The sequence below is a fragment of the Aeoliella sp. genome (assembly GCF_965227375.1).
GTDB lineage: Bacteria > Planctomycetota > Planctomycetia > Pirellulales > Lacipirellulaceae > Aeoliella.
Genome location: NZ_CBDDFX010000002.1, coordinates 4,187,060 through 4,209,432 on the forward strand (window position 1 = coordinate 4,187,060; position 22,373 = coordinate 4,209,432).

Genomic DNA, 22,373 nt, shown 5'->3' on the forward strand with positions numbered 1-22,373 from the left:
AGCCGCAGGCAACCGCTTGCGGCTTGGCTTTTTTCTTTGATGTTTACCAGTCGCACTCGCGGCGAGGGCCCGACCACGCGCTGTTGGGTCGTCCGCCGAAGCGCCACTCCATGCCGAACGTGAGCGTGAAGTTCTGCATGTGAGAGGCCGAGTTCTGGCTGAAGGTAATGTAGTCGGCCGCTTCGGCTCGCAGGGCCACCCAGCGTTTGGTCTGGTATTTAATGCCCACACCGATCGGCAGCGAGAACATCGTGTTGTCCTCGCGAATGCCAGCGGGCGTGATGAAATCGATGTCCGTCATCCCGAGCCCGAATCGGTAATAAGGCCGCACCTTCGAATCGCCCCAGGGGTAGTACATCAGCGACAAGTCGTACATCAGCACGTTGTTGCTGGGAACTTGCGTACTTGGCACATTGCTGTGCAGTTCGGGCGTGGACCAACCGACCCGAAACTGAGTACCCCAGTAGTGATCCCAGTCCCAGCCCAGGCTGGCGGCCAGTAGCACGTCGTTGTTCCGGGTGTTGTTCGAGCTGATGCGGCTGGCCATCATGAACCCACCGGTTTCGAGGCCAAACGAGTATGGCCGGTTGAGCCAACTGGTGCCACGCAGAGGGTATCCTCTACCGATGCTGCGGCCGTCGATGGAAGAGTGACGGAAGCGGTACTTCTGGCGCAGTGCCCGCCACCAGCCCCGGTCGATCAGCACCTCGTCGCAGGGCCACTCGGAGTAACAGCATTCTCCGTCGCAACAACTATCTCCACAGCCGCAACTGGGTTCGCCGTACGAGCCATCGACGCCGTACTCTGGCTCCATTGGATATCCCTGCCCCGCAGCGGCGTGGGGCATGGTGTCGCCCATCGCGTAGGCTTCGCCCGGCTCTTCGGGCACCATCGTCTGCTGGCCCAGCACGGTTTGGTTTGCCACGGCGCAGCAACACGCGTACGCGAGCAACCAGGTCGCATTACGAAACCAGAACTGCTGCATAACGAGGATTGGGCAACGCCCTGGAGGAGGAGTATCGGTGCCGCGCGGCGAGCCGGCGGCGGAAAAGCGGGCGGAGTATGACGAGCTGTCGGCCGCGCGTCAATGCAAAACGGGCCGTGTCCTCTCGGAAAAGGACACGGCCCGTGCGAATTTCAGATCTATCGCCAGCAGTGCTAGCGAGTGCCGTCAGCCAGATTGGTGTTCGAACCGCTGGAGGCGGTCGATGTGCTCTCGGCAGGTGACTCTTCCGGCGAGACAATTTCTGCATACGCGGTGCACACGGTGCTGAAGGTCTCACCTCGGTCGGTGTGGATAGTGATCTGCTTCTTCAAGCGACCAGGTTGATCGCCAGCCTTGTAGTTCACGCCAACCACGTGGGTGGTGCGGGGCTCTTCGTCGTAGCTGCACTCGAAGCAGTCGTCGCAGTCCACTTTGGTGATCTTGAACGGAACCTTGCCACGAACAATCAACTTCTTCTCGGAAACCTCACCTGGGTTTACCTTACCCAGCACCCAGTTGTCGGGCGTCACGGAGATCTCCGGCATCACGCGTCCCTCGATGTCGATGGGAATGCGCGGCGTGTTGCGATCGTTGGTGACCAGCGTCAATTGGTCGTTCAGATAGCCAGCCGGTGCGGTGTCCTTCAGCCGAACGGTCAACTCGTAGCGGGCCGATCCGCCCTGGCGGTACGACTCCTGCAGTTCCACTTCGTAGTAGTCGCTGCTCTCGTTGGAAGCCCGGACGTCCTCGATTTCCCAACCGCTGTGACCGGCGTAGCGGACGTTGACCTTCTTTTCTTGCTCTTCGCCCTGATCGACGGTGCCAAAGTTGATTCCACCCGGCTCGAACACCACATCGCCGCGAATGTTGCCGTGCACACGCAGCTGAACCTGGGCGCGGTACGGCTTATCGATCGTCACGGTGAGCGTGGCACTGTGGTAGCCCGTGAACGTGCGCGTGTTGAATTTTGCGACGATGTAAGCCTTTTCGTAGGTCTTGATCAGGTTGTTTTCGATCGATGGCGAGGTGCAGCCGCAACTTGATCGGACACTCTCGATGTGGATGTCTTCGACAAACTTGTTGGTTACTTCAAATTTGTACACGGTGTCCGAACCGCGGGCCACAGTGCCGAAATCGTGGTCCAGTGTCTCGAACATCTTCTTGGGCCACTCTTGAGCAGTGGCCACCGACGAAACTAGCAAGGCACACAGAGTGGTGCCCACGAACGCGAAACTCTTACAGCGGCTCATGATCAACCTGATTTCTGCAAAATGTTGTTGAGCGTTGGCGGTCAGCTCACCGAATCGTTCGGCGTTTTTCATTGCTGCCTGCAATCCCCCAACGTACGATCCTCCTCACGCATGCTGGCCACCCCTGACGAAAAACCCTCACCTCGTCTCTGCCAGTCTACGTACGGCATTATATAGCTCCGAAGCGGAATCGGAGCAGGAGTCGTCCCTGGTTTTTTCGATAATTCTCTATCCTGCGGCCGTTTTTGGGAAGACCAAACCGGTTTGGGCGGATTAGTCACTCACGCGCGACCCTAACGCACGCAATGTCGTTACGTTCGTCAAACTCGCACGCTGCGCTCCGCACAATCCCCCCTCCCCCCCTCCGAAACGGACGGGTCGGTCTGTTATCATCGGGTCCGAAGCATCCCTGCGCTTTCCACCTCCGCCCTCCCCCCGACTCCCACCTCGCTATGCAGCCGTTCGACCAGGTCACCATTGTTGGCGTTGGCTTGCTGGGAGGTTCTGTGGCCTTGGCCATGCGGGAGCGATCGCTGGCTAAACAAATCGTCGGAGTGGGGCGCGACACGGCCAAGTTGCAAGCACTGGTCGATCGAGGAATGCTCGATCGGGCGACAATCCACCTCAGTGGCGGCGTGAAGGATTCCGACCTGGTGGTGGTCTGCACGCCGGTCGATACCGTGACCCCGAGCGTGCTGGAGGCCATCGACTCGGCTCCAGACAACTGCCTGTTCACCGACGTCGGCAGCACCAAGGCCGAGATCGTCGAGCGCATCACCAGCGAAGGGGGCGACGGAGCTTGTCGGTTCGTGCCCGCGCATCCCCTGGCGGGCAACCACCGCGGTGGGGCCGAATTTGCTAAGGCCGACCTGTTCGTGGGCCGCACCGTGGTGCTCACGCCCGACGAATCAACCGACCCCGAAGCCACGGAACGCGTGGGGGATCTCTGGAAATCGCTGGGAGCCCACATCGTTGCACTCAAACCGGACGAGCACGACGCGGCCCTGGCCATGACCAGCCACCTGCCGCATGTCGTCGCGTCGGCCCTTGCAGCCGCGACGCCCGATGGGATACTCGAACTGGCGGCCACCGGCTGGCGCGACACCACGCGTGTGGCCGCTGGCGATGCGGGTCTGTGGCGGCAGATCTTCCTCGCCAACCGTTCGCAGGTGCTCACCGCCCTGAACAAATTTGACCAACACCTGGACGCGATCCGCGACGCCATTGAAGCGGAGGACGGACCGGAACTCGAAAGGCTGCTCGCCGAAGGGAAGCGAATCCGCGATGCTCTGGGAAATTGACGTACTGCCGCTACGGGCTGAACTCGATCGCCCCGCCAACCGCCTGGTGCAGGAAGCGATGGACTACGGACTCGCCGACCAGTTCGCCGCCGCCAGTGGCCGCGCGTTCCTGCTTTCGGGCGAACATCTTTCCGACAGCGACGCACAGCGCGTAGCCAACGAACTGTTGACCGACCACGTGGTGGAGCAAGCCGTGGTCGCACATGTGGGCGACGACAAGTTGGCCGCCGCACCCTCCTGGCTGGCGGGCGACGTACGTGTGGTGCATGTGCTACCCAAACCGGGCGTGATGGATCCCGTGGCGCTCAGCGCGCAATCGGCCATTGCCGACTTGGGCATTGAACCTCCCCTGGTGCGAACGTGCCACAAGTACTGGCTCTCGGGACTCGACGACCAGCAAGTTGCGACACTCGGCGACCGCCTGTTGGCAAACGACGCCATCGAGCAAGTCGTGGTCGGCCCTTTGTCGCTCGATCACCTGGACGTCGGTCGGCCCTACGAGTTCGAACTGAAGACCGTCGAACTCGATTCGCTCGACGACGAGGGTCTGATGAGGCTCAGCCGCGAAGGGCAGCTCTACCTGCAACTCGCCGAAATGCAGACCATTCAGCAGTACTTCCGCGACCTCGGCCGGCCGCCGACCGACGTGGAACTCGAAACGCTGGCCCAAACCTGGAGCGAGCACTGCAGCCACAAGACACTCGCTGGCCGGATCAAGTACACCGGGCCCGATGGCGAGCGGCAGTTCGAAAACATGCTGAAGGAGACCATCTTCGCCGCCACGCAGACGCTGCGTAAGCAGTGGGGCAACGACGACTGGTGCGTGAGCGTATTTGCCGATAACGCTGGCGTAGTGACTTTCGACGACAAAAACCACGTGGCGTTCAAGGTCGAAACGCACAACCACCCATCGGCCCTCGAACCGTACGGCGGTGCCAACACCGGCCTGGGCGGCGTGATTCGCGACATCCTGGGCACTGGCCTCGGCGCCGAGCCGGTTTGCAGCACCGACGTGTTCTGCTTCGCCCCGCCCGACACGCCAGCCGACTCGCTCCCGCCCGGCGTGCTGCATCCGCGGCGGGTGATGAAGGGCGTGGTCTCTGGCGTGCGCGACTACGGCAACCGCATGGGCATTCCCACGGTGAACGGCGCGGTGTACTTCGACCGCCGGTACTTGGGCAATCCACTGGTGTACTGCGGCAACGTCGGTGTGATTCCACATGACAAGGCGTTTGGCAATCCGCAGCCGGGCGATCTGATCGTCGCCATCGGCGGTCGCACCGGGCGCGACGGCATCCACGGCGCCACGTTCTCCAGCGCCGAGCTCACGCACGAGAGCGAAGACCTCTCCGGTGGCGCGGTGCAAATCGGCAACGCCATCGAAGAGAAGATGGTGCAGGACGTACTGCTCGCCGCGCGCGATCGCGGACTCTACACCGCCGTGACCGACTGCGGCGCTGGCGGATTCAGTAGCGCGGTCGGCGAGATGGGCGAGAAGATCGGCGCCGAAGTATGGCTCGAGCGAGCACCGCTCAAGTACGAAGGCCTTTCTTACACCGAGATTTGGATCTCCGAAGCGCAGGAACGCATGGTCGTCTCCGCGCCCGAGGACAAGTGGCCGGAACTCGAAGCGTTGTGCGCATCCGAAGGTGTCGAAGCCACCGCGATCGGACGATTCGAACCAACCGAGCGGCTCGTGCTCAAATACCACGGCCAAACGGTTTGCGACTTGGCAATGAGCGTGCTGCACGACGGCCGCCCGCCAGTGATTCGCGAAGCCAACTACACCCCGCCCGCGGCGCAGCCGATCGACGTGCCTGACCGCGCCAGCTACAACGACGACCTGATGAAGGTGCTCGGCTCTCTGAACGTGGCCAGCAAAGAGTGGATCATTCGCCAGTACGATCACGAAGTGAAGGCCGGCAGCGTGGTGAAGCCGCTGGTCGGTCGCGCGAGCGACGGCCCCAGCGACGCCGCCGTGGTACGGCCTGTGCTCACCAACGATCGGGCGATTGTCATCTCGTGCGGCATGAACCCCCACTACGGCGACTTCGACACCTACCACATGGCCGCCAGCGCCATCGACGAGGCGATTCGAAACTGCGTGGCCGTCGGCGCCGATCCAACGCGGATCGCCATCCTCGACAACTTCTGCTGGGGCGACTGCGAGAAGCCCGAAACGCTCGGCTCGCTGGTCCGCGCGGCGATGGCGTGCCACGATCTGTCGCTGGTGCTGGGCACCCCGTTTATCAGCGGCAAAGACAGCCTGAACAACGAGTTCAGCTACGTCGACGCCGAGGGCCAGAAGCAGACGATCGCCATCCCGCCATCGCTGTTGATCAGTGCCATGGGTCAAATGGACGACTGCCACCAGGCGGTAACCATGGACCTGAAGGCTGCCGATAATCCCATCTACCTGGTCGGCGTAACCAAGAACGAACTGGGCGGCTCGCACTTCGCGCTGGTCAACGAATTGGCGGGAGGTCAGGTTCCGACCGTGAATCCTGTGGCTGCTCGCGACACGTTCGCTGCCATGCACGCTGCCATCAAGTCGGGCGCAGTGGCCGCATGCCACGACCTGTGCGAAGGTGGCCTGGCCGTGGCGGCTGCCGAGATGGCATTTGCCGGCGGGCTGGGCATGCAGCTTTCGCTCGACGCGATCGACCTGGCCGACGCCGGTGCGGCCGCCAAGCTGTTCAGCGAGTCGAACACGCGTTTCTTGGTGGAGGTCGACCAGGCAACCGCCGATAAGTTCGAAGCCGCCATGGCCAACACGCCGTGCGTGAAACTCGGCGCGACCAGCTCCGATCCTCGGGTCACAATCACCGCAGGCGGAACGAACTTCGTCGACGCCGACATTGAAGAACTGAAAGCCGCTTGGAAATCGCCACTCGCCTGGTAAGCCCATCCTCAGAACTCTTGCGAGTCCTGCTACCCCAAAGCCCCATCCAACGAAGCAATGTCCTCCCCCCGCGTCCTCGTACTCCGAGCCCCCGGCACCAACTGCGACAAAGAAACCGCGTTTGCTTTCGAGCAAGCGGGTGGTGCGGCTCGCACCGTGCACATTCGCGAGCTGTTGGGCAATCCCGCGCTGTTGGCCGAACACCAGGTGTTGTGCATTGCGGGCGGATTCAGCTACGGCGACGACATCGCCTCGGGCCGCATCCTGGGCAATCAACTTCGCGAGCAACTGGCGAACGCCCTGCAGGAGTTTCGCCAAGCGGACAAATTGGTGCTGGGCATTTGCAACGGTTTTCAAGTGCTGATGAAGACCGGCCTGTTGGACATCGACGACGACCAAGGGCCGCAAGCCACGCTCGCTTGGAACGACAGCGGCCGCTACGAAGCCCGTTGGGTAAATTTGAACGTCGAACCGGGCGGTTGTGTGTTCCTGCAAGGCATCGAGAATATCGACCTGCCGGTGGCCCACGCCGAAGGCAAGTTCGTGGTCCGCGACCAGGCGACACTCGACGCCCTGGCCGCAGCCGGAAGGCTGGTGCTGCGTTACAACGATGCCTCCGGCGCGACTGACTCCGCGCTGTCGCTGGAGCCCCAAGTGCCCTATCCCGCCAACCCCAACGGCGCCTCGGCCGACATCGCTGGCATCTGCGACACAACGGGCCGGGTGCTAGGCCTGATGCCCCACCCCGAACGGTTCCTGTTCGCTCGTCAACACCCACAGTGGACCAGCAACGGCATGAGCGGTGCAGGCGCTGGTGCGAAGCTGTTCGACAACGCCGTGGCGTATTTCCGCTAGCACGATTCTCGGTAGCCGGAGTCGCAAGACTTCGGAAGCCATCAGAAAACGGACTGGATTCTTGCGTGGGTCAGGGTTTTGGTAGTTTTGGACTGCTGGTTTATTGTCGATTTCCGTGAATGGAAGCGTGACAGCAGGCTGGGGTGTATCATTGACCGACATCCGCCGGGAGCCAGCAGTTGCCCCCGGCGGGTTCCCACAAGACGGATGATAGGGTAACCACCGTACCCCACGTCAAAGATCGGGTACACGATGTTTAATGCCATTAAGAGTTGGCTTCGCCCCCCGGAAAATCGCAAGTATGGCGAGTACACGGCCTACCACTGGGCGGCAGCATTGCGCGACGACTTTCCCTATTTCAATGAAGACCCTGCGCCCACGCTGCGTGCTGGGCTGGACGCACACAATGTCGACGCGGATCTGCCAATTCTGATCTGCACTCATGATAACGTGGATGTTAGAATCCTCTCATGCGTGCTCGCAACTGTGGAATCTCGGACTGATTGCCACGCGGCACTGCTTGCTGCGCTCAACGATCCTTCGGACAGGGTGCGTCGTGCTGCTGCAATTGCCTTAGTGAAAATGGATACCATCGCCGGTTTGTCTGCGGTCGTCGCAGGAAAATCGCACGGCAAAGGAATTCGCACTCAAGCGGCCTACCGACTTGCTGAACATGGCCCTGCTGCAAAAAGTGCTATTCCGGCCCTCTTTGCGTTGATCAACGACAGCGACATCAATTTCCGCTCTCACTGGGCAGCTGGCGCGGCACTCAAAGCGATAGGACAAGAAGCCATGCCGTACTTGTCGCATGCACTTAGATATGGCTCCGGGCAGGTTCGCTTTGAGTCAGCCGTATCGCTTCGGGAGATTGGCGTCCCTGTAGATCTTCAACCACTCGTCGATCAAATTCTCGGCCCTGAGTCACCAGAGTGACGTGATGTCGAGTGCATGTTCAAGTGTGGCGGTCCGGGGACCATGGTCGCGACACCGTTTGAAAACCCTCTGAACTCTTGCGAGTCCACCTACGGAGACTCTGCAGGCCGGGCCGCGGTCCTCTGAGGCCGTAGCACTTCGCGAATCATTACCGCGTCGACGTCGGCTGTGGCGGGGCCGGTGAGGGCCAGGTTCAGACGAATCGTGCTCACTTCGTCGATGGTGCGAATCAGCCGGAACGGCTGCCAGCCGGTGGTCGCCCCGATCCGGAGGCCGAGTTGTTCGCCGCCCAGGTCGTCGACCACCAGCAACTCGCCGGTGTCGGTGCCGGTGACCATCACGCGGGCCCAGCCGGTGATTTCCACAACGCTGCCCTTGCGAACTGGCACGTCGGGCGTCGTGATCCACACCACTGGTTTGGGGTCCTCGTCCAGCATTGCCGCGTCGCCCAGGTCGCGGGCCACCAGTCGCAAGCAGGACTGACCATGCTTCGGCTGCGCGGGAACCAGTTGCACGCCGGTGTCGAGTTGCTTTTCGGCGTAGTCGGCGTGAGACCAGCCGGCAGATGTCGTTTCCGAGAGATCCTCGAAGTCGCCACCCAGCAGCAAATTGTTTCCTCGCGGCAGCGAAGCCAGCGATTGATGCAGCGCCTGTTGCGTGGGCAACAAACGAAGTTCGCCCGCCGTGGCAACGCTGATGAACCCAGCGGGCTGCAATTGTTCTTGCACGCGACGACGCTCGGCGGCAGTCGAGTACCGGAGTTGCATCGCCAGGTGGTAGGTCTGAGGGTAGCGCTTCGCGGCCAGCAGATGATCGCATTGCTGGATGGCTCGCTTGAGCGGCGTGACTCGCCCAGCGGCTACGCCCGTGCGAGCGTCTGCCAGTTGGCTCTCCACTGCTTCGAGTTCCAGCAAGTCGGCCATCGCCAGTCCCCGCTCCGCCTGCGCGGCCTTCACCGCCGCGTTACCCAGTCGTCGCTGCACCATGGCCAAGCTGCGACTCTCGTTGGTCAGCAGCACCCAACCTCCAGCATTCGCCGCAGGCACCTCGACCTGATACCCGCCCGCCACCAAACCACCGCCGAGCGGCAACAGGCCGGCTGGCGTGAGCATGTGAGCCCGGGCGGTCTGCGGCACGCTGGCCAGTTTCAAAGTCGCCGGCCCCAGTTGGGTCGGCCCGCTGGCGGGTTGCTCGGGCAGCATCACCAATCGGGAGCGGCCCAACTGCCAGGCAGTCACGGCAACGTCGGAACCAGACAACTCGGCCGACGGGTCACGCTTACCCGCTACGAGCCAAGGCTCGACGAGCCGCATCTCTTGATTGAGCAATCGCAACTGGTCGGCCAAGCGTCGTGCTTCGGGACTGGCGGTGCTAATTCGTTCCGGCGTGCGGACCACCAACCCACGGCAACCACGGGACATGGCCGTGAGGGCGGCGCGGTGAATGTCGCCCGGGTCGTGCCATCCCAGGTGGCTCGCCTTGGGCGCCAGCAATTCCGCCTGCCGGCGCGCTGCCGCCGTCCAGCCGATGGAAAGCTGGGTCCACGGCGAGCACCCCATCACCGGCAGCGACTCATGAGTGCGAACACCTTGTTCGCCGAGCGGCTGAGCGCGCACGAGCACTTCGGCCAGTTGTGCGTAGCGGCGGTGGCGATCGCTGGCTCCCACCAAAATCGGTCGCGCAAGTCGATCGCTGCGACGGATCTCTTCGGTCTGCGAGGCGATGGTGTCCAGATCGAGCGCGTCGCGATCGAGTCCCATCGACCAGGAGAGCACGGTTTGCCATACGGAGTTCGGCTCGATGAGTCCCAGTTGCTCGGCGGGCGGCGGCGGGCAGATCACCCACAACTTATTGTCTCGGGCCGCTTTGAGTTGTGCTTCGGTGGCAGGCTCTGCCAGCCATATCGCATTGAATCCCAGGTCGGCCAACAGTTCGAGAGGTTCGCCACGATACTGAATCACGCGCGGCACCAGCGGTTGTCCCGCCACGGCGATGGTGTCGCCATGGCGGCGGATGTCGACCGGTTCGTAGACTTCGTTGGCGCTGGCCATGGCCGGCGCTTGGAGCAGCGGGCCATCGGCATCGGCCAGCGGCGGTGCGACCGGCGCGGCGTCGGGCGCTTGGGTCAGCACGCCGGCCACCTTCAGATGGTCGATCTCCACAAGCGACTCTCCGTGCCCACCTGGCACCACCAACACCACTCGCTGGATGTAGGCTTCGCGCGGATCGACTTGACGCTTCGGGTCGGCGCTCATCATCCGCGCTTGACGCTCGGCCAGCACGGGCAGCCCTTCGATCCGCAGGCGTTGCCAACGGCCAGGTTCCGAATACCGCATCCCGTGCACCAACGCCCGCATTGGCTGCCCCGTGCGAGGATCGGTGCTGCGGGGGTAAACCACTTCGGCGGCCAGCTGCATGGCTTGGCGGTTTCCGCGAACCAGCACCTCGATGTTCGACTCGTCCAGGACCCGCAGCTCTCCAATGCCGTGCGTGGCGTACGCAGCGTAGCCAGCTGGGCATGAGATCACCAATCGCTCCGCGGTGCGGGGATTGGCCACGTCGGGCGAGCGGGTCCGCAGCTGCGCCAGCACGCGGGTATTCGCGGCCGGGCGAAGCTCCCAGGAGGCCTGAGGGCCGTCGAACGGCTCGTCCAGCACAGTGTCGGCCACCGCCAGCGGAGCCCCCAGCACCGCCAGCAGCCCAAACCACCACCGCAGAGCGTGAGGACCAGCGATGGGGGAAGGGAGTATCATGACGCGCGAACCGGAGCCAGGGCCGACCAACGTGTCGCCCCAACTGTCCAGGGGGTTGCCTTCGGGAAACATCCGGCACCGGGGGCGCTTGGCGACGTAAATCAGGCTTCTAGCAAGGTTTTCGCAACGCTCCCAGAGCATTTTGTGGCGTTTCGGCAACATCGGCCGTGTGTGAAGATTCGCCGTGCCAACCCGTTGATGGTTCGTAAGTTGTTTGTGTATAATCGGTTGCGGGCGGTTCTCGCGGCCGCGGTGCGTTGGTGTGGCGCGCAGCGTGCATTGGTAGCAGGTATCTAACCACCCAGGAGCTTACCTCAATGCCCGAACTGCAACCTCAGTCCTCGACCGCTAGCGAAGAAGTGCCCGCCGACGTTCGTCAGCTTGCCGAATTCATCCACAGTCTGCCCGAGAATTACTCAGAGCAAATCCTCCCGGTGCTCGACCGAGTGCTCGAAAGCACCAAGCGTCGCCGGCGGATTCTCACCTTGGTTCAAGATGCCCTCGGCCAACTGCGGCTTGATATGAAGTACTTGATGTTCGACCTCGAGGCGACCCGCCGCGAGCGCGACGAGTACAAGGCCAAGTTGGAAGACGAGTAGGCTTCGGAACCCACCTTCGCCAAGACTGTTTCGGTTGTGGCGAATAATCCGAGCAGTCCCGCACGATTCCCCTATTGGTCAAATCGTGCGGCCCCGTAGGGCCTTCGCACCGTGTGAGCGCCCCCTTAGCGAATTCAGCAGAAGTGCCAGCGGTATTTGGCTGCCCACCGCCAACCGTGGCGAGGAACAGAAGTAAGTTTACGCGCTATGGCGACGGTTACTACCGCGGATCAACTGGCACAGTGCGCGATGGAGGTCGGGGTACTCGACCATCGCGACCTGCAGACAGTGCGCGGTGACCTCGGCACCCGAACCGTCGATCTGCATACCCTGTCGCAAGAACTCCTGCGACGCAATCTGCTGACCCAATACCAGCTCGAACGTGTCATGAAGGGCCTCAAAGGCGGCTACTTCTATGGCAAGTACAAAGTGCTGTACTGTGTGGGCGCGGGAACCTTCGCCCGCGTGTTTCGTGCCGTGCACGTTGATACGAACGAGGTGTTCGCGGTCAAGGTGTTGCGCAATCGGCACATGGCCGAGTACGCCGACGTGTTCCGTCGCGAAGGGGAGTTGGGTGCATCGCTCAAACACCCCAACATCGTACCCATTCACGAAGTGGTTTCCCGTCGCGAAGCCCAGTACATCGTGATGGACTTCATTGAGGGGCGGAACCTCCGCGAGTTTACCCGGGTGCGCCGCATCTTCGAGCCGCTGGAGGCCGCGCGCATCCTCGAAGGCATGCTCGCCGGGCTCAACTACGCCTTCCAGCAAGGCGTAACGCACCGCGACCTCAAGATGTCGAACGTGCTGGTATCCAGCGAAGGCCAGGCCAAGCTGCTCGACTTCGGACTGGCCGCGCTCGAGAGCGAAGCCGGCGCCGACGCTGGCGTGAAGCGCACCGTGGAGTACGCCGCGCTCGAGCGGGCGACCGGTGTTCGCAAGGAAGACACTCGCAGCGACATTTTCTTCGCCGGGTGCATCTTCTACCACATGCTGAGTGGCCGTTCGCCGCTGCCCGAAGGACGCGACCGCGGCAAGCAGATGAACAAGGCCACGTTCGAGCACATTCCGCCCATCGCGAGCGTCGCACCGAAGGTGCCGCCCACGTTCGCCAAGGTGATCAACCACGCGATTGAGTTCGACCCGAACAAGCGGTACCAGACGCCGGCCGAGATGCTGGCCGAGTTGAAGATCGCCGCCAAACGCCTGGCCGAGCGCGGCACGGGTCAACAACCCAAAAGCGAACTGGCCAGCAACGAAGGCCATGACGAAAACGGCCAGTCCCGCAAATTGCTGGTGGTCGAGTCGAACGTGAAGATGCAGGACCTGCTGCGGAACCTGTTCAAGCAACACGGCTATCGCGTGCTGGTGGCCAGCGACCCCGAAAAGGCGCTCGACCGCTTCTACATGGACGCCACCTCTGCCGAAGTCGTGCTATTCAGCACCGGCGACATCGGCCGCCCGGCCCTCGAGGGTTTCAACCGCTTCGGCCAAGAGAGCATCACCCGCGACATCCCGGCCGTGCTGCTGGTGGACGAGGCCCGCAAAGAATGGGTCGACGAAGCCGAAACCGGCGAACACCGCACCGCCCTGGCAATGCCCGTCAAGCAACGCGAACTGCGGCAAGCAATTCAATCGGTTCTCTGCCGGCAAGCGGTGCAGTAGGGAATGACCGCGGCTCACCACCATCCCGGTGCACCCGCTGAGCAAGGTCCTTCTCGAACGGAAACAAAACCTTGCTGCAAGGTCTTATCTTTAGTAAAATCTCAGGAATTCTTGCATTCAGCCAGCTTAGTTGATCTCCAACGGGGGCCGCAGTGTCTAGGGCTATTACCGTTTCATTACTTCTTCTTGCATTGAGTTACTCGACGAGTTGGGCGTCGAATGAGGTTTCATTACTTGCCACGCAAGATGCTCATATCCTCGATGGAGGAAGTACTTACCCTACGCTTAGTTCTCAGAATTATGGCTCGTTCCCATATCTAAATGCGAACTTTAGCGACGACACTAGGTCGATTGGCTTGCTTCAGTTCGACATCTCTCTTATTCCGAGCAAAGCCACGATCGTGTCCTCACAGCTTAAGCTATTCCATTCACGAAATGATGCACTTGATAAGCAGTACGATTTATATGAGGTGACATCCTCTTGGGATGAGTCAACTGTCACCTTCAATACTGGTCCATCTATCAATCCCACTGCTGCTGCTTCTCTTACTATTCCAGATAAGACCTCTGGGACCTATCGTTCATGGGATGTCACGCAACTCGTGGACAAGTGGGTAGACGGAACAGATTCAAACTTCGGTATTTGGCTTGAAGAGAACCCAACCCCGGGAGATGGACCGGCATACTTTACAAGCTCTGACTGGTTAGATTCCTCCCAGCATCCCATATTGACTATCGAATACAGCGTGGTGCCTGAGCCATCCTCAATAATAATCTGTTCGCTCATGTGCCTGAGCGTTCGTGGCGTCATGTCTTGTCAGCATAGGTGACACCTGATTTGCGGATCACGGCTTTTTCCGCCCAATCACCTGCACCACCGACGCCAAGCCGGTGTGGTAGATGCCCTCGAGTACCTCGCGCTCCAGCTCTTCCAGATGCACAAAGCTCAAGCCCGCCAGCTCCGCTTGGAGCGACTTAGCGGTTTGCATAGTGCCTGCATCCGTTCCGCCGCCGGTGCCGTATTCGAGTTGCTTGGGCGTGTAGGCTTCGAGCAGGAGCACGCCGCCCGGCTTCAAGGCGCGGACGACCCTGGCGTGGACTTGCTTGCGCAGTTCCGAGGGGAGTGGGCAGAAGATCGATACGATGCCGTCCCGTTGTTCGGCGCCGAAATCGTACTCGGCCAAGTCGGCTACCACGCACTCCAAATGCACACCGCGCTGGGCAGCCAGCTGTGCTGCTTTGCGGAGTCCCACTTCCGACGCATCCACAGCGGTCACCGAGTATCCTTGCTCGGCCAGAAACACGGCGTTGCGCCCTTCGCCTTCGGCAATGCTCAACACGTTGCCTAGCGGAATCTCCGTGTACCGAGAAGCTATAAAATCATTGGGGCCGGTGCCGTAAACGTATTCGTCGGTGCTGTATCGTTCGTTCCACATATCGCGTCCTGGTGGTGAAGGGATCGCGGTGGATTATAGACGATTTGCACTCTCGGCGAGGGGAGAGGTCCGCCGTCTGGCAACGGCAGCTACGAGGATCAGCTGCCTAGCTGTTCTTCTTTTCCCGAATCACCTGCTCGCGCTGCAGCACCCACTCTTCACCAGCGGTGAAGGCGGCTTGCTGCGTGGGGAAGTCGCGCAGGTAGGCCACGCGAAGGTTGCGGTCGGTGACGATCCGCAAGTGGTACCGCGTGCGTTTAATGGGAGTCGAGGTCTCCATGGAGACCAGTTCGAACAAGTACTTGCCGAACCGGCGTTGGCCACCTTGCTGCATACCAGGGCGGCGTTGATGACGGAACTTGCCCAGTTCGTTGCTTTGCGAGGACGATGCCGAGTAGTAGAGTGCCATGGCCGGTTTTCCTGATCGTAGATAAGAAGCCGAAGGAGCAGTCTTCAGTATGATCGGCGCGCGGCGTGGTCTCTATCCAGTGGGCCATGGAAATGGGTAACTGCTAGCAAGCCCGGGACCAGCCGTGCGGGGTGCAACGATTGGGCGTGTGGGCGCGGCTTCAGCTATCTTCGCGAATGCGCCATGCCAGCCGTCCCAGCAGCCGAAAATAGACGCCAGCCGCCCCTACAATCGGCACGCTGGCTACCAACAACAGCGGAGGGCTCAACCACCCCAGGCCCCCGACTACGAGCACCGTGGCGACCGCCAGCAGGCCGCTGAGTATATAAAACCGGCCCCAGGTGCCGAACCACTCTCCCAGACTGCCCAACACGCCGGGCATGGCCAGTGCGAACGGCGAGCTGGCTTCCAGGCTCGAGAGTTGCATGATGGGATAAAACACCCAGGCGCTAGCGAGCATGCCGCCGAGCACAAAGATAGAATGGGCGCCGGTAACTAGCACCAGCAAGTAGCCAGGCGCGGCGGAAGCCAAGGCGGCGACCATCATGTAGAGCGCTTCGCCCATCCAATCGATGGGATTGATCGTCGGCCAGGCGGTCATCTTGTCGTTGCCTTCAGAGCTTTCGGTGATCACCGTCATGGCGATGGCTGCACAGCATCCGTACCACAAGCCAAGCATCGCCCCGGCAGCGCAGAATAGCGGCAGGCCGGCCACCGCGCCGTAGGGGCCGCCGCCGAAGATGAGTGTGAACGAGAACGCGGCCAGCGCAATGCACCCGCTCAGCCACACGCTGAGCCCCAACCACCGCGGCACCACGCCGGGTGAACGGAGGAAGGCTCCCCAACCGGTCACCAGCGGCAACCGCGGCATCTGAGGGCGTGCCTTGCGGTTGGTCGCCACGCGCGACATCCGCTCTTCTTTATCTTCGTCGCTCAAACTTTCAAAGTCATGCAGCCGTGAATAGACCGGCGGCGCCGTGGGCGTGGCCATCTCCTCGGTGACCGTAGGCGGCTCTAATTCCAGGTCGGGCCCCAGGTCTTTCTTGGCGGTCGTTGGTTTGGGGTGAACTCGCGTGCCATGATCGCAGTCGGGGCAGACCGCCACCGAGCCAACCATCTCGGGCGGCACATGCTGCAGCGTGCCGCACAACTCGCAGTGCACCGGCACCGACTCGGCCTGCGCGGCGGCTAAGGTGATGCCCCACGGCTGGTCGTCGCCTTCGTACAGTTCGTACTGCTCGCCGAGCATCGCCGCGGGAACCGCTTGTTTGGCCGTGGGCTTGGGCGGCGGCAAGGTGGTCTCGGTGTCGCAGTCGGGACACTTCATCGGTTTGCCGACCTGATCCAGCCGTCCGTACATCCGCGTACCGCAGAGTCGGCAGTTCACGCCGACGTAGGTTACCTCGGGCGGGGCGTCGGCCTTGTTGGACTTGGGCCCGTTGGATTTGGACTGGGCCACGGGCTGAATCTCGAACGCCTGGCGGCAACCAGGGCAGCGGGTCCGCCGCCCGACGTGCTCGCTGGCCACGCGAAACTTCGCCTGGCAGCTTGGGCACTGGGTGCGAATGGTCGCGTCGGTCGTCATGGCGGATCCGCAGGTTCCAGCGGGGGAGACGAAAAACATCGCAGCTTCGAGTATAACTGTTTCGCACGCGGTATGTGTTTCAATTCCCGATTTACCCAGCGGTGGTGCTGCGATGTGGATGGGCATCCACGGTCACGATGCGATTGCCGAGCGATTCGCGCACACGCTGCGCGACGGGCGACTGGCGAGCACCTACTTGTTTGTGGGGCCGGGCGGAGTGGGCAAGCGGATGTTCGCCCATCGGCTGGCCGAGTGTTTGCTGTGCACCGAGTCGCCGCCCAACGAACTGGTGGCCTGCCGCCAATGCAAGTCGTGCTTGTTGATGGCCGCCGACAACCACCCCGATCTGCTGGAAGTGGGACTGCGAAAGGACAAGCGAACGCTCATCCTCGAGCAGTTCGTTGGCGACGACGAGCATCGCAATCGCGAGGGGCTGTGCCACGACATTTCGCTCAAGCCGTACCTCGGCCGACACCGCGTGGCAGTGATCGACCACGCCGATACGTTCAACAACTCCACGGCCAACGCGCTGCTAAAAACCCTGGAAGAGCCTCCGCCCCGCTCGGTGATCATCCTGATTGGCACCAGCGAAGCGCGGCAATTGGCCACCATTCGCTCGCGGTCGCAAATTGTCCGTTTCGCTCCCCTCGACGTGGAAACGGTAGCGCAGTTGCTAGTCGAAAACCAGCTGGTCGCCGATCCTCAGGTTGCCGCAACCGTTTCGGAATTGGCCGAGGGAAGCCTTGATCAGGCGGTGGCGATGGCCGACGAGGCGCTGTGGCAGGTCCACACGCAGGCCGTGGAATTGCTGAGCCAGCCGGTGATCGACAGCGTGAAATTGGCCAGTATGGTGCACGAATTCTCCAACTCGGCCGGCAAAGAAGCGGGCCCCCGTCGTAACGCGCTGCTGCAAGTGCTGGGCCTCGTGGCGCGGCATTATCGCCGTCATCTCCGCGCCGATGCCGCCTCGGCCGACGCGCCGCGGATCATTCGTCGCATCGATCGCTGCCTGGACGCGGAGTATCAAGTCGACCGAAATGTCCACCTACAGACGGTCATCCAGGCGTGGGCGGACGATTTGGCGCGCTCGTGAGTGTGCACTGAGACGATAAGGCGCGCTCGATGGACAAAGCGTGCTGATGCGGCCCACTCCCCGCATTGACAGCAATTCGACGCGTGGGCTAGACTTCCACGTTATTAAGCGTTGGGCCATGTGAAATCACACGATCCGCGCTTGCCCGAGGGGCATAGGAATCCACTCGTTGACCAACAGGAGCGGTGACGCGGCACCGATGGTCCATTCGCATGTAGTCGTGCTACGGCTATCTCTCATTACGCCGGCGCTACACGGCGAACGCCTCGCCCGCAGAGCCTCCCAACTATACCATCGTTCACCTCAATGGTAGCTGCTTGAGCTACAAGGACTCGCACCATGCCCGACCCGAAACTCATCATTTATGTTGTTCCCGCGGTTGCCATCGCCGCCCTGGTCTATGCGATGGCCAGAGCCAAGTGGGTTCGTGAGCAGGACGCTGGCGACGATCGCATGAAGATGATCGGCAACTGGGTGGCCGAAGGCGCCATGGCCTTTTTGGCTCGCGAATACCGATCGCTGGCCGTGTTCGTCGTGGCCGTGGCAATCCTGCTGGGCATTTCGAACCAGAGCCTCGGCAATGATCAGAACACGAACGGCTTCATCGCCCTATCTTTTGTGCTTGGGGCGTTTTGTTCGGCCCTGGCGGGTTTCTTTGGCATGAAGACGGCCACACTGGCTAACACCCGCACCGCTGCGGCAGCTCGCGGCGGGCTCAACACGGCGCTGCAAGTGGCGTTCGCTGGCGGCTCGGTCATGGGACTGTCGGTTGTAGGCCTAGCATTATTGGGACTCGGGGGCTTGTTCTTTGCTTATACCGTGATGTATCCCGAATCGCTTAGCGACAACGAGTCCGCACGAAATTTGGTCCTCAACATCCTGTCTGGCTTCTCACTCGGTGCTTCGTCCATCGCGCTGTTTGCGCGTGTGGGCGGTGGCATCTTCACCAAGGCGGCCGACGTGGGTGCCGACTTGGTGGGTAAAGTCGAAGCGGGTATTCCCGAAGATCACCCGCTCAATCCCGCGACCATCGCCGATAACGTGGGCGACAACGTGGGCGACGTGGCCGGCATGGGCGCCGACCTGTTCGAGTCGTACGTCGGTGCGTTGATCTCCAGTATGATTCTCGGCGCTGCCTGGTACGGTAGCCTGGAACTAGCAGAGCCTGGCTCCGGCATGAACGCGGTGTACTTGCCACTGGTCGTCGCGGTGGTGGGGGCGATTGCCTCGATCATCGGCTTCTTCTTCGTCACCACCGAAGAAGGGGGCGACCCGCAGAAGGGTCTGAACCGCGGCATGTTTGTCGCTGGCGGCCTAATGATCATCGGCACGATCGGTGCGATTTACGCGCTGATCCCCGAAGGCATCGCCTTTCAAGAAACAGTCATCTACGGCCAGAGTGCGCCTGAAAACGTGTACTCCTGGAAGGGCGTAAGCATGGCTGTGGTGGCCGGGCTGATCGCCGGCATTTTGGTCGGCATGATCACCGAATGGTACACCGCATGTAACCGCAAACCGGTCGAGACGATTGTCCAAGCCTCAAAGACCGGCCCGGCCACAACCATCATCCAGGGCGTGGCGGTTGGCATGAACTCCACCACTGCCCCAATCCTGGTGATCGGCGTGGCGATTCTCGTGGCGTTCTATTGCGCCGGGCTGTATGGCATTGCGATGGCCGCTTTGGGCATGCTCTCGACACTCGGCATCCAACTAGCCACTGACGCGTACGGACCGATCGCCGACAACGCGGGTGGGATCGCCGAAATGTCGCGCCTGGGCCGCGAAGTGCGTGCTCGTACCGACAAGCTCGACGCGGTGGGCAACACCACAGCCGCCATCGGTAAAGGTTTCGCCATCGGCTCGGCTGCGCTCACAGCGCTCAGCCTAACCGCAGCCTACCTCACCAAGATGAACGGCACCGTGGAAATCAATGCGGCCGATCCTTTCGTGCTGGTCGGTCTGCTAATTGGCTGCATGCTGCCGTTCCGCTTCTCGGCCATGGCCATGGTGGCGGTGGGCAACGCGGCCCAAGACATGATTCAAGAAGTGCGTCGGCAGTTCCGCGACATTCCCGAACTACGCCCGGCGCTCGACGCGGCGCAACGGGCGGAGAGCGAAGAGCGTGACCCCACGGACGAAGAAAACGCGATTATTACCGCGGCCGATGGAAAGGCTGAATACGCCCACTGCGTCGAAATCGCCACGGCAGCGGCCATCAAGCAAATGGTGGCGCCGGGTCTCTTGGCAGTGATCGCCCCCATCGTAATTGGCCTCTACTCGCCCGATATGCTGGGCGGCCTGCTGGTGGGTGTAACGATTTCGGGAGTTTGCTTGGCGATTTTCCAGGCCAACTCCGGTGGTGCTTGGGACAATGCCAAGAAGCAGACCAAGGACGAAGGTCACGGCAAATGGGGCGACGACTTCGACGAAATGCACAAAGCCACCGTGACCGGCGACACCGTGGGCGATCCGTTCAAGGACACCTCCGGCCCGTCGATCAACATTCTGATCAAGCTGATCAGCGTGGTGGCGATGATTATTGCCCCGGTGCTTTATTCGCTCCACCACCGAACCGAGGGCAACTCGGACGGGTCCAGTGAAGCAGAGGCCCTGAATCGGCCAGCCGCAGTCGCCCCCGTGGACGACAGCCTGGCCGCCCGGTAGGCCCAAAGAGCCCGCCCAAATCGCAAAAAAGGCTGGACTTTTCAGCACGCGATGGGCGACGTAGAATAGGACCCTTGGTGCTGGCGCGAGCCGTGCGCCGGCACCCACCAGGAGAGGTGGCTGAGTGGTCGAAAGCACCGGTTTGCTAAATCGGCGTACGGGTCATTCCGTACCGCAGGTTCGAATCCTGTCCTCTCCGCTTGCACAAAGTTGCACCGAGTTGCCGCTCGCGGCATTGGCCCCTGCAAGAGCAGGGGCTTTTTTATGCGCAGACCCCAACGCCCTGCCCATTGTCCAAGGGGCCTGAATTTCTAGTACACGTCTCGCATGTACCGTTGGTTGGACTTGAGCTTCTCGACGTAAGCTTTCGCGTCCTCGGGCGTCATGTTGCCGTGGGTCTCGACCACTTCGTGCAGCGCGCGGTCGACGTCGGCGGCCATCCGCTTGGCGTCGCCGCATACGAAAAAGTACCCACCTTGCTCCAGCCAACTAAATAGCTCGGCGCCTTCTTCACGCATTCGGTCCTGCACGTAGATCTTCTGCTCCTGGTCGCGGCTGAAGGCCACGCTCAGTTTGTTCAGCTTGCCGGACTCGATGAGTTCGTCGAACTCGGTGCGGTAGAGGAAGTCGGTCGACGCGCGCTGATCGCCGAAGAACAACCAGTTCTTGCCGGTGGCTCCGGTGACGCATCGCTCTTGCAGGAACGCACGAAACGGTGCGATGCCGGTGCCGGGGCCAACCATGATCATGGGAGCGTTGGGATCGGCCGGCACGGTGAAGCCGTGCGACGGGTGGACGTACACACGCACCGGGGCGCCTTCGCTCACCCGGTCCGCAAACATCGTGGAGGCCACGCCCTTGTAGGTTCGCTCGCCGATGGTCGCAGTCGCGCGGCCGACCGTGAGGTGCACCTCGCCAGGATTGGCGTTATGCGAACTGGCGATCGAATACAATCGCGGCGCCAGTTCCGAGAGGCTCTCGACAAACTCGGCGGCCGGGAGCTTCGTGGTCGAGCATTTCCTGAGTGCATCGAGCACGTCCATCTCGTCCAGTTCGTCCGCATCGATCAGTTGCAGGATGCTCTGCTTCTGGGCGGAGTCGTCGCACTTGGACGCCATGAGTTCGATCAGCTCGTCGGTCACCGACCGCAAGCAGTACTTCTCCATCAACAGCGAACGGAGCGATTCCGGATCGGGCGTGTCGAGGTACTGGAAGATGTCGTTCACCAGTTCGTCGCAGTTGGTGGGATAGACTCCCAGCGAGTCGCCCACTCGGTAGTCGAGCCCGCTCTCGCCCAGGTCGATCACCACGTGCGAGGTATGCTTCGCGGAGCCTTCGAGGTTCAAATTGAAGCTCGACTTGAGCCTGGCGGTGAAGGGGTTCGAGCGACTGAATCCGTTGGAGGCTCCATTGAGGGCGGTGCCGTTGCCATTCGTATGACCGTTGCTGTGCCCGTTGGCTTTACCGTTCGATTGTCCATTGCTCTCGGGACTCGACTTTGCCTCTTTGGCGAGCTTCTTGAGCATCTTGGCCGTGTCTTTGCCGCCGGGCGAGCAGAGCGTCAGGTTCTTTTCGCTACCATCGGCGATCGCTTCGCTGTAGGTCTGGCAGACGTAGCCGCAAGCGCCGCAGTTGAGCTGCGCCATGGCGGCCATCATCCGACGTTCGATCGGGCGGTCCTTGGCCATCTCGAGCCGCTCGTCGATCTCGATGGCCGGATCGTGCCACGGGAAATCCTCTTCCTCTTCCGCGGCAGGCTCGGGCGCAACGTCGAGTAGCGCGGTGGCGACTTCCGCGCCGTTGGCGAGATGGGCTCCGTTGGCGGAATCAACAATGCCAGTCCAACCAGCCAGAAAACCATTGAGCCACGCCCGTTGCTCTTCGGTGAACGGGGCGGAATCGGGGATTAGCGAAACGCTCATAGTCGTCAACTCGATTCAGGT

General features: G+C 61.7%; 16 protein-coding genes and 1 tRNA gene. 10 read left to right on the plus strand and 7 right to left on the minus strand.

What is annotated here, in order from left to right; all coding sequences use genetic code 11:
• Window positions 1-43 precede the first annotated feature (43 nt).
• Together ACQK2L_RS29395 and ACQK2L_RS29400 are read right to left on the minus strand one after the other, a co-directional pair.
• Complete coding sequence (locus tag ACQK2L_RS29395) at window positions 44-925, minus strand: outer membrane beta-barrel protein (RefSeq protein ID WP_425400620.1); 882 nt, start codon at window positions 923-925, stop codon at window positions 44-46.
• 233 nt (window positions 926-1,158) lie between these two features.
• Window positions 1,159-2,307, minus strand: a complete 1,149-nt coding sequence (locus ACQK2L_RS29400) for a DUF1573 domain-containing protein (protein ID WP_425400621.1) — start codon at window positions 2,305-2,307, stop codon at window positions 1,159-1,161.
• Window positions 2,308-2,687: 380 nt separating this feature from the next.
• Between ACQK2L_RS29400 and ACQK2L_RS29405 the strand changes: the two genes are divergently transcribed.
• The 4 genes from ACQK2L_RS29405 (at window position 2,688) to ACQK2L_RS29420 (ending at window position 8,226) form a co-directional block, all read left to right on the plus strand.
• Window positions 2,688-3,536, plus strand: coding sequence for a prephenate dehydrogenase (locus tag ACQK2L_RS29405; RefSeq protein WP_425400622.1), 849 nt, complete (start codon window positions 2,688-2,690; stop codon window positions 3,534-3,536).
• The gene (gene purL, locus ACQK2L_RS29410) at window positions 3,520-6,438 is read left to right on the plus strand and encodes a phosphoribosylformylglycinamidine synthase subunit PurL (RefSeq protein WP_425400623.1); all 2,919 of its coding nucleotides are present in this window, start codon (window positions 3,520-3,522) and stop codon (window positions 6,436-6,438) included. Before ACQK2L_RS29405 ends, purL begins: the two co-directional genes overlap by 17 nt.
• Before the next feature lie 57 nt (window positions 6,439-6,495).
• Window positions 6,496-7,293 (plus strand): phosphoribosylformylglycinamidine synthase subunit PurQ, encoded by a 798-nt coding sequence (locus tag ACQK2L_RS29415; protein WP_425400624.1) that lies wholly within the window; start codon window positions 6,496-6,498, stop codon window positions 7,291-7,293.
• A gap of 252 nt (window positions 7,294-7,545) precedes the next feature.
• Window positions 7,546-8,226 carry a HEAT repeat domain-containing protein gene (locus ACQK2L_RS29420; RefSeq protein WP_425400625.1) on the plus strand — a complete coding sequence of 227 codons (681 nt, stop codon included), beginning with the start codon at window positions 7,546-7,548 and terminating at the stop codon, window positions 8,224-8,226.
• An 89-nt stretch (window positions 8,227-8,315) separates the two neighbouring features.
• On the opposite strand, the gene ACQK2L_RS29425 is transcribed toward ACQK2L_RS29420, so the two are convergent.
• Window positions 8,316-11,051 (minus strand): hypothetical protein, encoded by a 2,736-nt coding sequence (locus ACQK2L_RS29425; protein WP_425400626.1) that lies wholly within the window; start codon window positions 11,049-11,051, stop codon window positions 8,316-8,318.
• Window positions 11,052-11,296: 245 nt separating this feature from the next.
• Here ACQK2L_RS29425 and ACQK2L_RS29430 point away from each other — a divergent pair, with 245 nt between their 5' ends.
• The 3 genes from ACQK2L_RS29430 (at window position 11,297) to ACQK2L_RS29440 (ending at window position 14,073) form a co-directional block, all read left to right on the plus strand.
• A complete protein-coding gene (locus ACQK2L_RS29430) occupies window positions 11,297-11,578 on the plus strand; it encodes a transcriptional regulator (RefSeq protein ID WP_425400627.1) in 282 nt (93 codons plus the stop codon).
• A gap of 207 nt (window positions 11,579-11,785) precedes the next feature.
• On the plus strand, window positions 11,786-13,243 hold the full coding sequence (locus tag ACQK2L_RS29435; RefSeq protein ID WP_425400628.1) for a protein kinase domain-containing protein: 1,458 nt from the start codon (window positions 11,786-11,788) through the stop codon (window positions 13,241-13,243).
• Between the two features lie 152 nt (window positions 13,244-13,395).
• The gene (locus ACQK2L_RS29440; protein WP_425400629.1) at window positions 13,396-14,073 is read left to right on the plus strand and encodes a DNRLRE domain-containing protein; all 678 of its coding nucleotides are present in this window, start codon (window positions 13,396-13,398) and stop codon (window positions 14,071-14,073) included.
• A 15-nt stretch (window positions 14,074-14,088) separates the two neighbouring features.
• Here the strand turns inward: ACQK2L_RS29440 and ACQK2L_RS29445 are convergent, their stop codons facing one another.
• From ACQK2L_RS29445 to ACQK2L_RS29455, 3 genes are all read right to left on the minus strand, one after another.
• Complete coding sequence (locus ACQK2L_RS29445) at window positions 14,089-14,679, minus strand: class I SAM-dependent methyltransferase (RefSeq protein ID WP_425400630.1); 591 nt, start codon at window positions 14,677-14,679, stop codon at window positions 14,089-14,091.
• A gap of 106 nt (window positions 14,680-14,785) precedes the next feature.
• Window positions 14,786-15,088 carry a hypothetical protein gene (locus ACQK2L_RS29450; RefSeq protein ID WP_425400631.1) on the minus strand — a complete coding sequence of 101 codons (303 nt, stop codon included), beginning with the start codon at window positions 15,086-15,088 and terminating at the stop codon, window positions 14,786-14,788.
• A gap of 160 nt (window positions 15,089-15,248) precedes the next feature.
• Window positions 15,249-16,673, minus strand: coding sequence for an MJ0042-type zinc finger domain-containing protein (locus ACQK2L_RS29455; RefSeq protein WP_425400632.1), 1,425 nt, complete (start codon window positions 16,671-16,673; stop codon window positions 15,249-15,251).
• 112 nt (window positions 16,674-16,785) lie between these two features.
• Between ACQK2L_RS29455 and ACQK2L_RS29460 the strand changes: the two genes are divergently transcribed.
• From ACQK2L_RS29460 to ACQK2L_RS29470, 3 genes are all read left to right on the plus strand, one after another.
• Complete coding sequence (locus ACQK2L_RS29460) at window positions 16,786-17,766, plus strand: ATP-binding protein (RefSeq protein WP_425400633.1); 981 nt, start codon at window positions 16,786-16,788, stop codon at window positions 17,764-17,766.
• 339 nt (window positions 17,767-18,105) lie between these two features.
• The gene (locus tag ACQK2L_RS29465; RefSeq protein ID WP_425400634.1) at window positions 18,106-20,430 is read left to right on the plus strand and encodes a sodium-translocating pyrophosphatase; all 2,325 of its coding nucleotides are present in this window, start codon (window positions 18,106-18,108) and stop codon (window positions 20,428-20,430) included.
• 110 nt (window positions 20,431-20,540) lie between these two features.
• Window positions 20,541-20,629: transfer RNA gene (locus ACQK2L_RS29470), tRNA-Ser, on the plus strand.
• Between the two features lie 112 nt (window positions 20,630-20,741).
• Here ACQK2L_RS29470 and ACQK2L_RS29475 read toward each other — a convergent pair.
• Entirely contained in the window at window positions 20,742-22,352 is a 1,611-nt protein-coding gene (locus tag ACQK2L_RS29475; RefSeq protein WP_425400635.1) for a sulfite reductase subunit alpha, read from the minus strand.
• Window positions 22,353-22,373 lie beyond the last annotated feature (21 nt).

Bases quoted from the DNA above. Each gene is read 5' to 3' on its own strand.
- purL (WP_425400623.1), top strand. From the start codon at position 3,520: ATGCTCTGGGAAATTGACGTACTGCCGCTACGGGCTGAACTCGATCGC.
- ACQK2L_RS29420 (WP_425400625.1), top strand. From the start codon at position 7,546: ATGTTTAATGCCATTAAGAGTTGGCTTCGCCCCCCGGAAAATCGCAAG.
- ACQK2L_RS29460 (WP_425400633.1), top strand. From the start codon at position 16,786: ATGTGGATGGGCATCCACGGTCACGATGCGATTGCCGAGCGATTCGCG.
- ACQK2L_RS29465 (WP_425400634.1), top strand. From the start codon at position 18,106: ATGCCCGACCCGAAACTCATCATTTATGTTGTTCCCGCGGTTGCCATC.
- ACQK2L_RS29455 (WP_425400632.1), bottom strand. From the start codon at position 16,673: ATGACGACCGACGCGACCATTCGCACCCAGTGCCCAAGCTGCCAGGCG.
- ACQK2L_RS29415 (WP_425400624.1), top strand. From the start codon at position 6,496: ATGTCCTCCCCCCGCGTCCTCGTACTCCGAGCCCCCGGCACCAACTGC.
- ACQK2L_RS29435 (WP_425400628.1), top strand. From the start codon at position 11,786: ATGGCGACGGTTACTACCGCGGATCAACTGGCACAGTGCGCGATGGAG.
- ACQK2L_RS29445 (WP_425400630.1), bottom strand. From the start codon at position 14,679: ATGTGGAACGAACGATACAGCACCGACGAATACGTTTACGGCACCGGC.
- ACQK2L_RS29450 (WP_425400631.1), bottom strand. From the start codon at position 15,088: ATGGCACTCTACTACTCGGCATCGTCCTCGCAAAGCAACGAACTGGGC.
- ACQK2L_RS29400 (WP_425400621.1), bottom strand. From the start codon at position 2,307: ATGAAAAACGCCGAACGATTCGGTGAGCTGACCGCCAACGCTCAACAA.
- ACQK2L_RS29430 (WP_425400627.1), top strand. From the start codon at position 11,297: ATGCCCGAACTGCAACCTCAGTCCTCGACCGCTAGCGAAGAAGTGCCC.
- ACQK2L_RS29425 (WP_425400626.1), bottom strand. From the start codon at position 11,051: ATGTTTCCCGAAGGCAACCCCCTGGACAGTTGGGGCGACACGTTGGTC.
- ACQK2L_RS29475 (WP_425400635.1), bottom strand. From the start codon at position 22,352: ATGAGCGTTTCGCTAATCCCCGATTCCGCCCCGTTCACCGAAGAGCAA.
- ACQK2L_RS29405 (WP_425400622.1), top strand. From the start codon at position 2,688: ATGCAGCCGTTCGACCAGGTCACCATTGTTGGCGTTGGCTTGCTGGGA.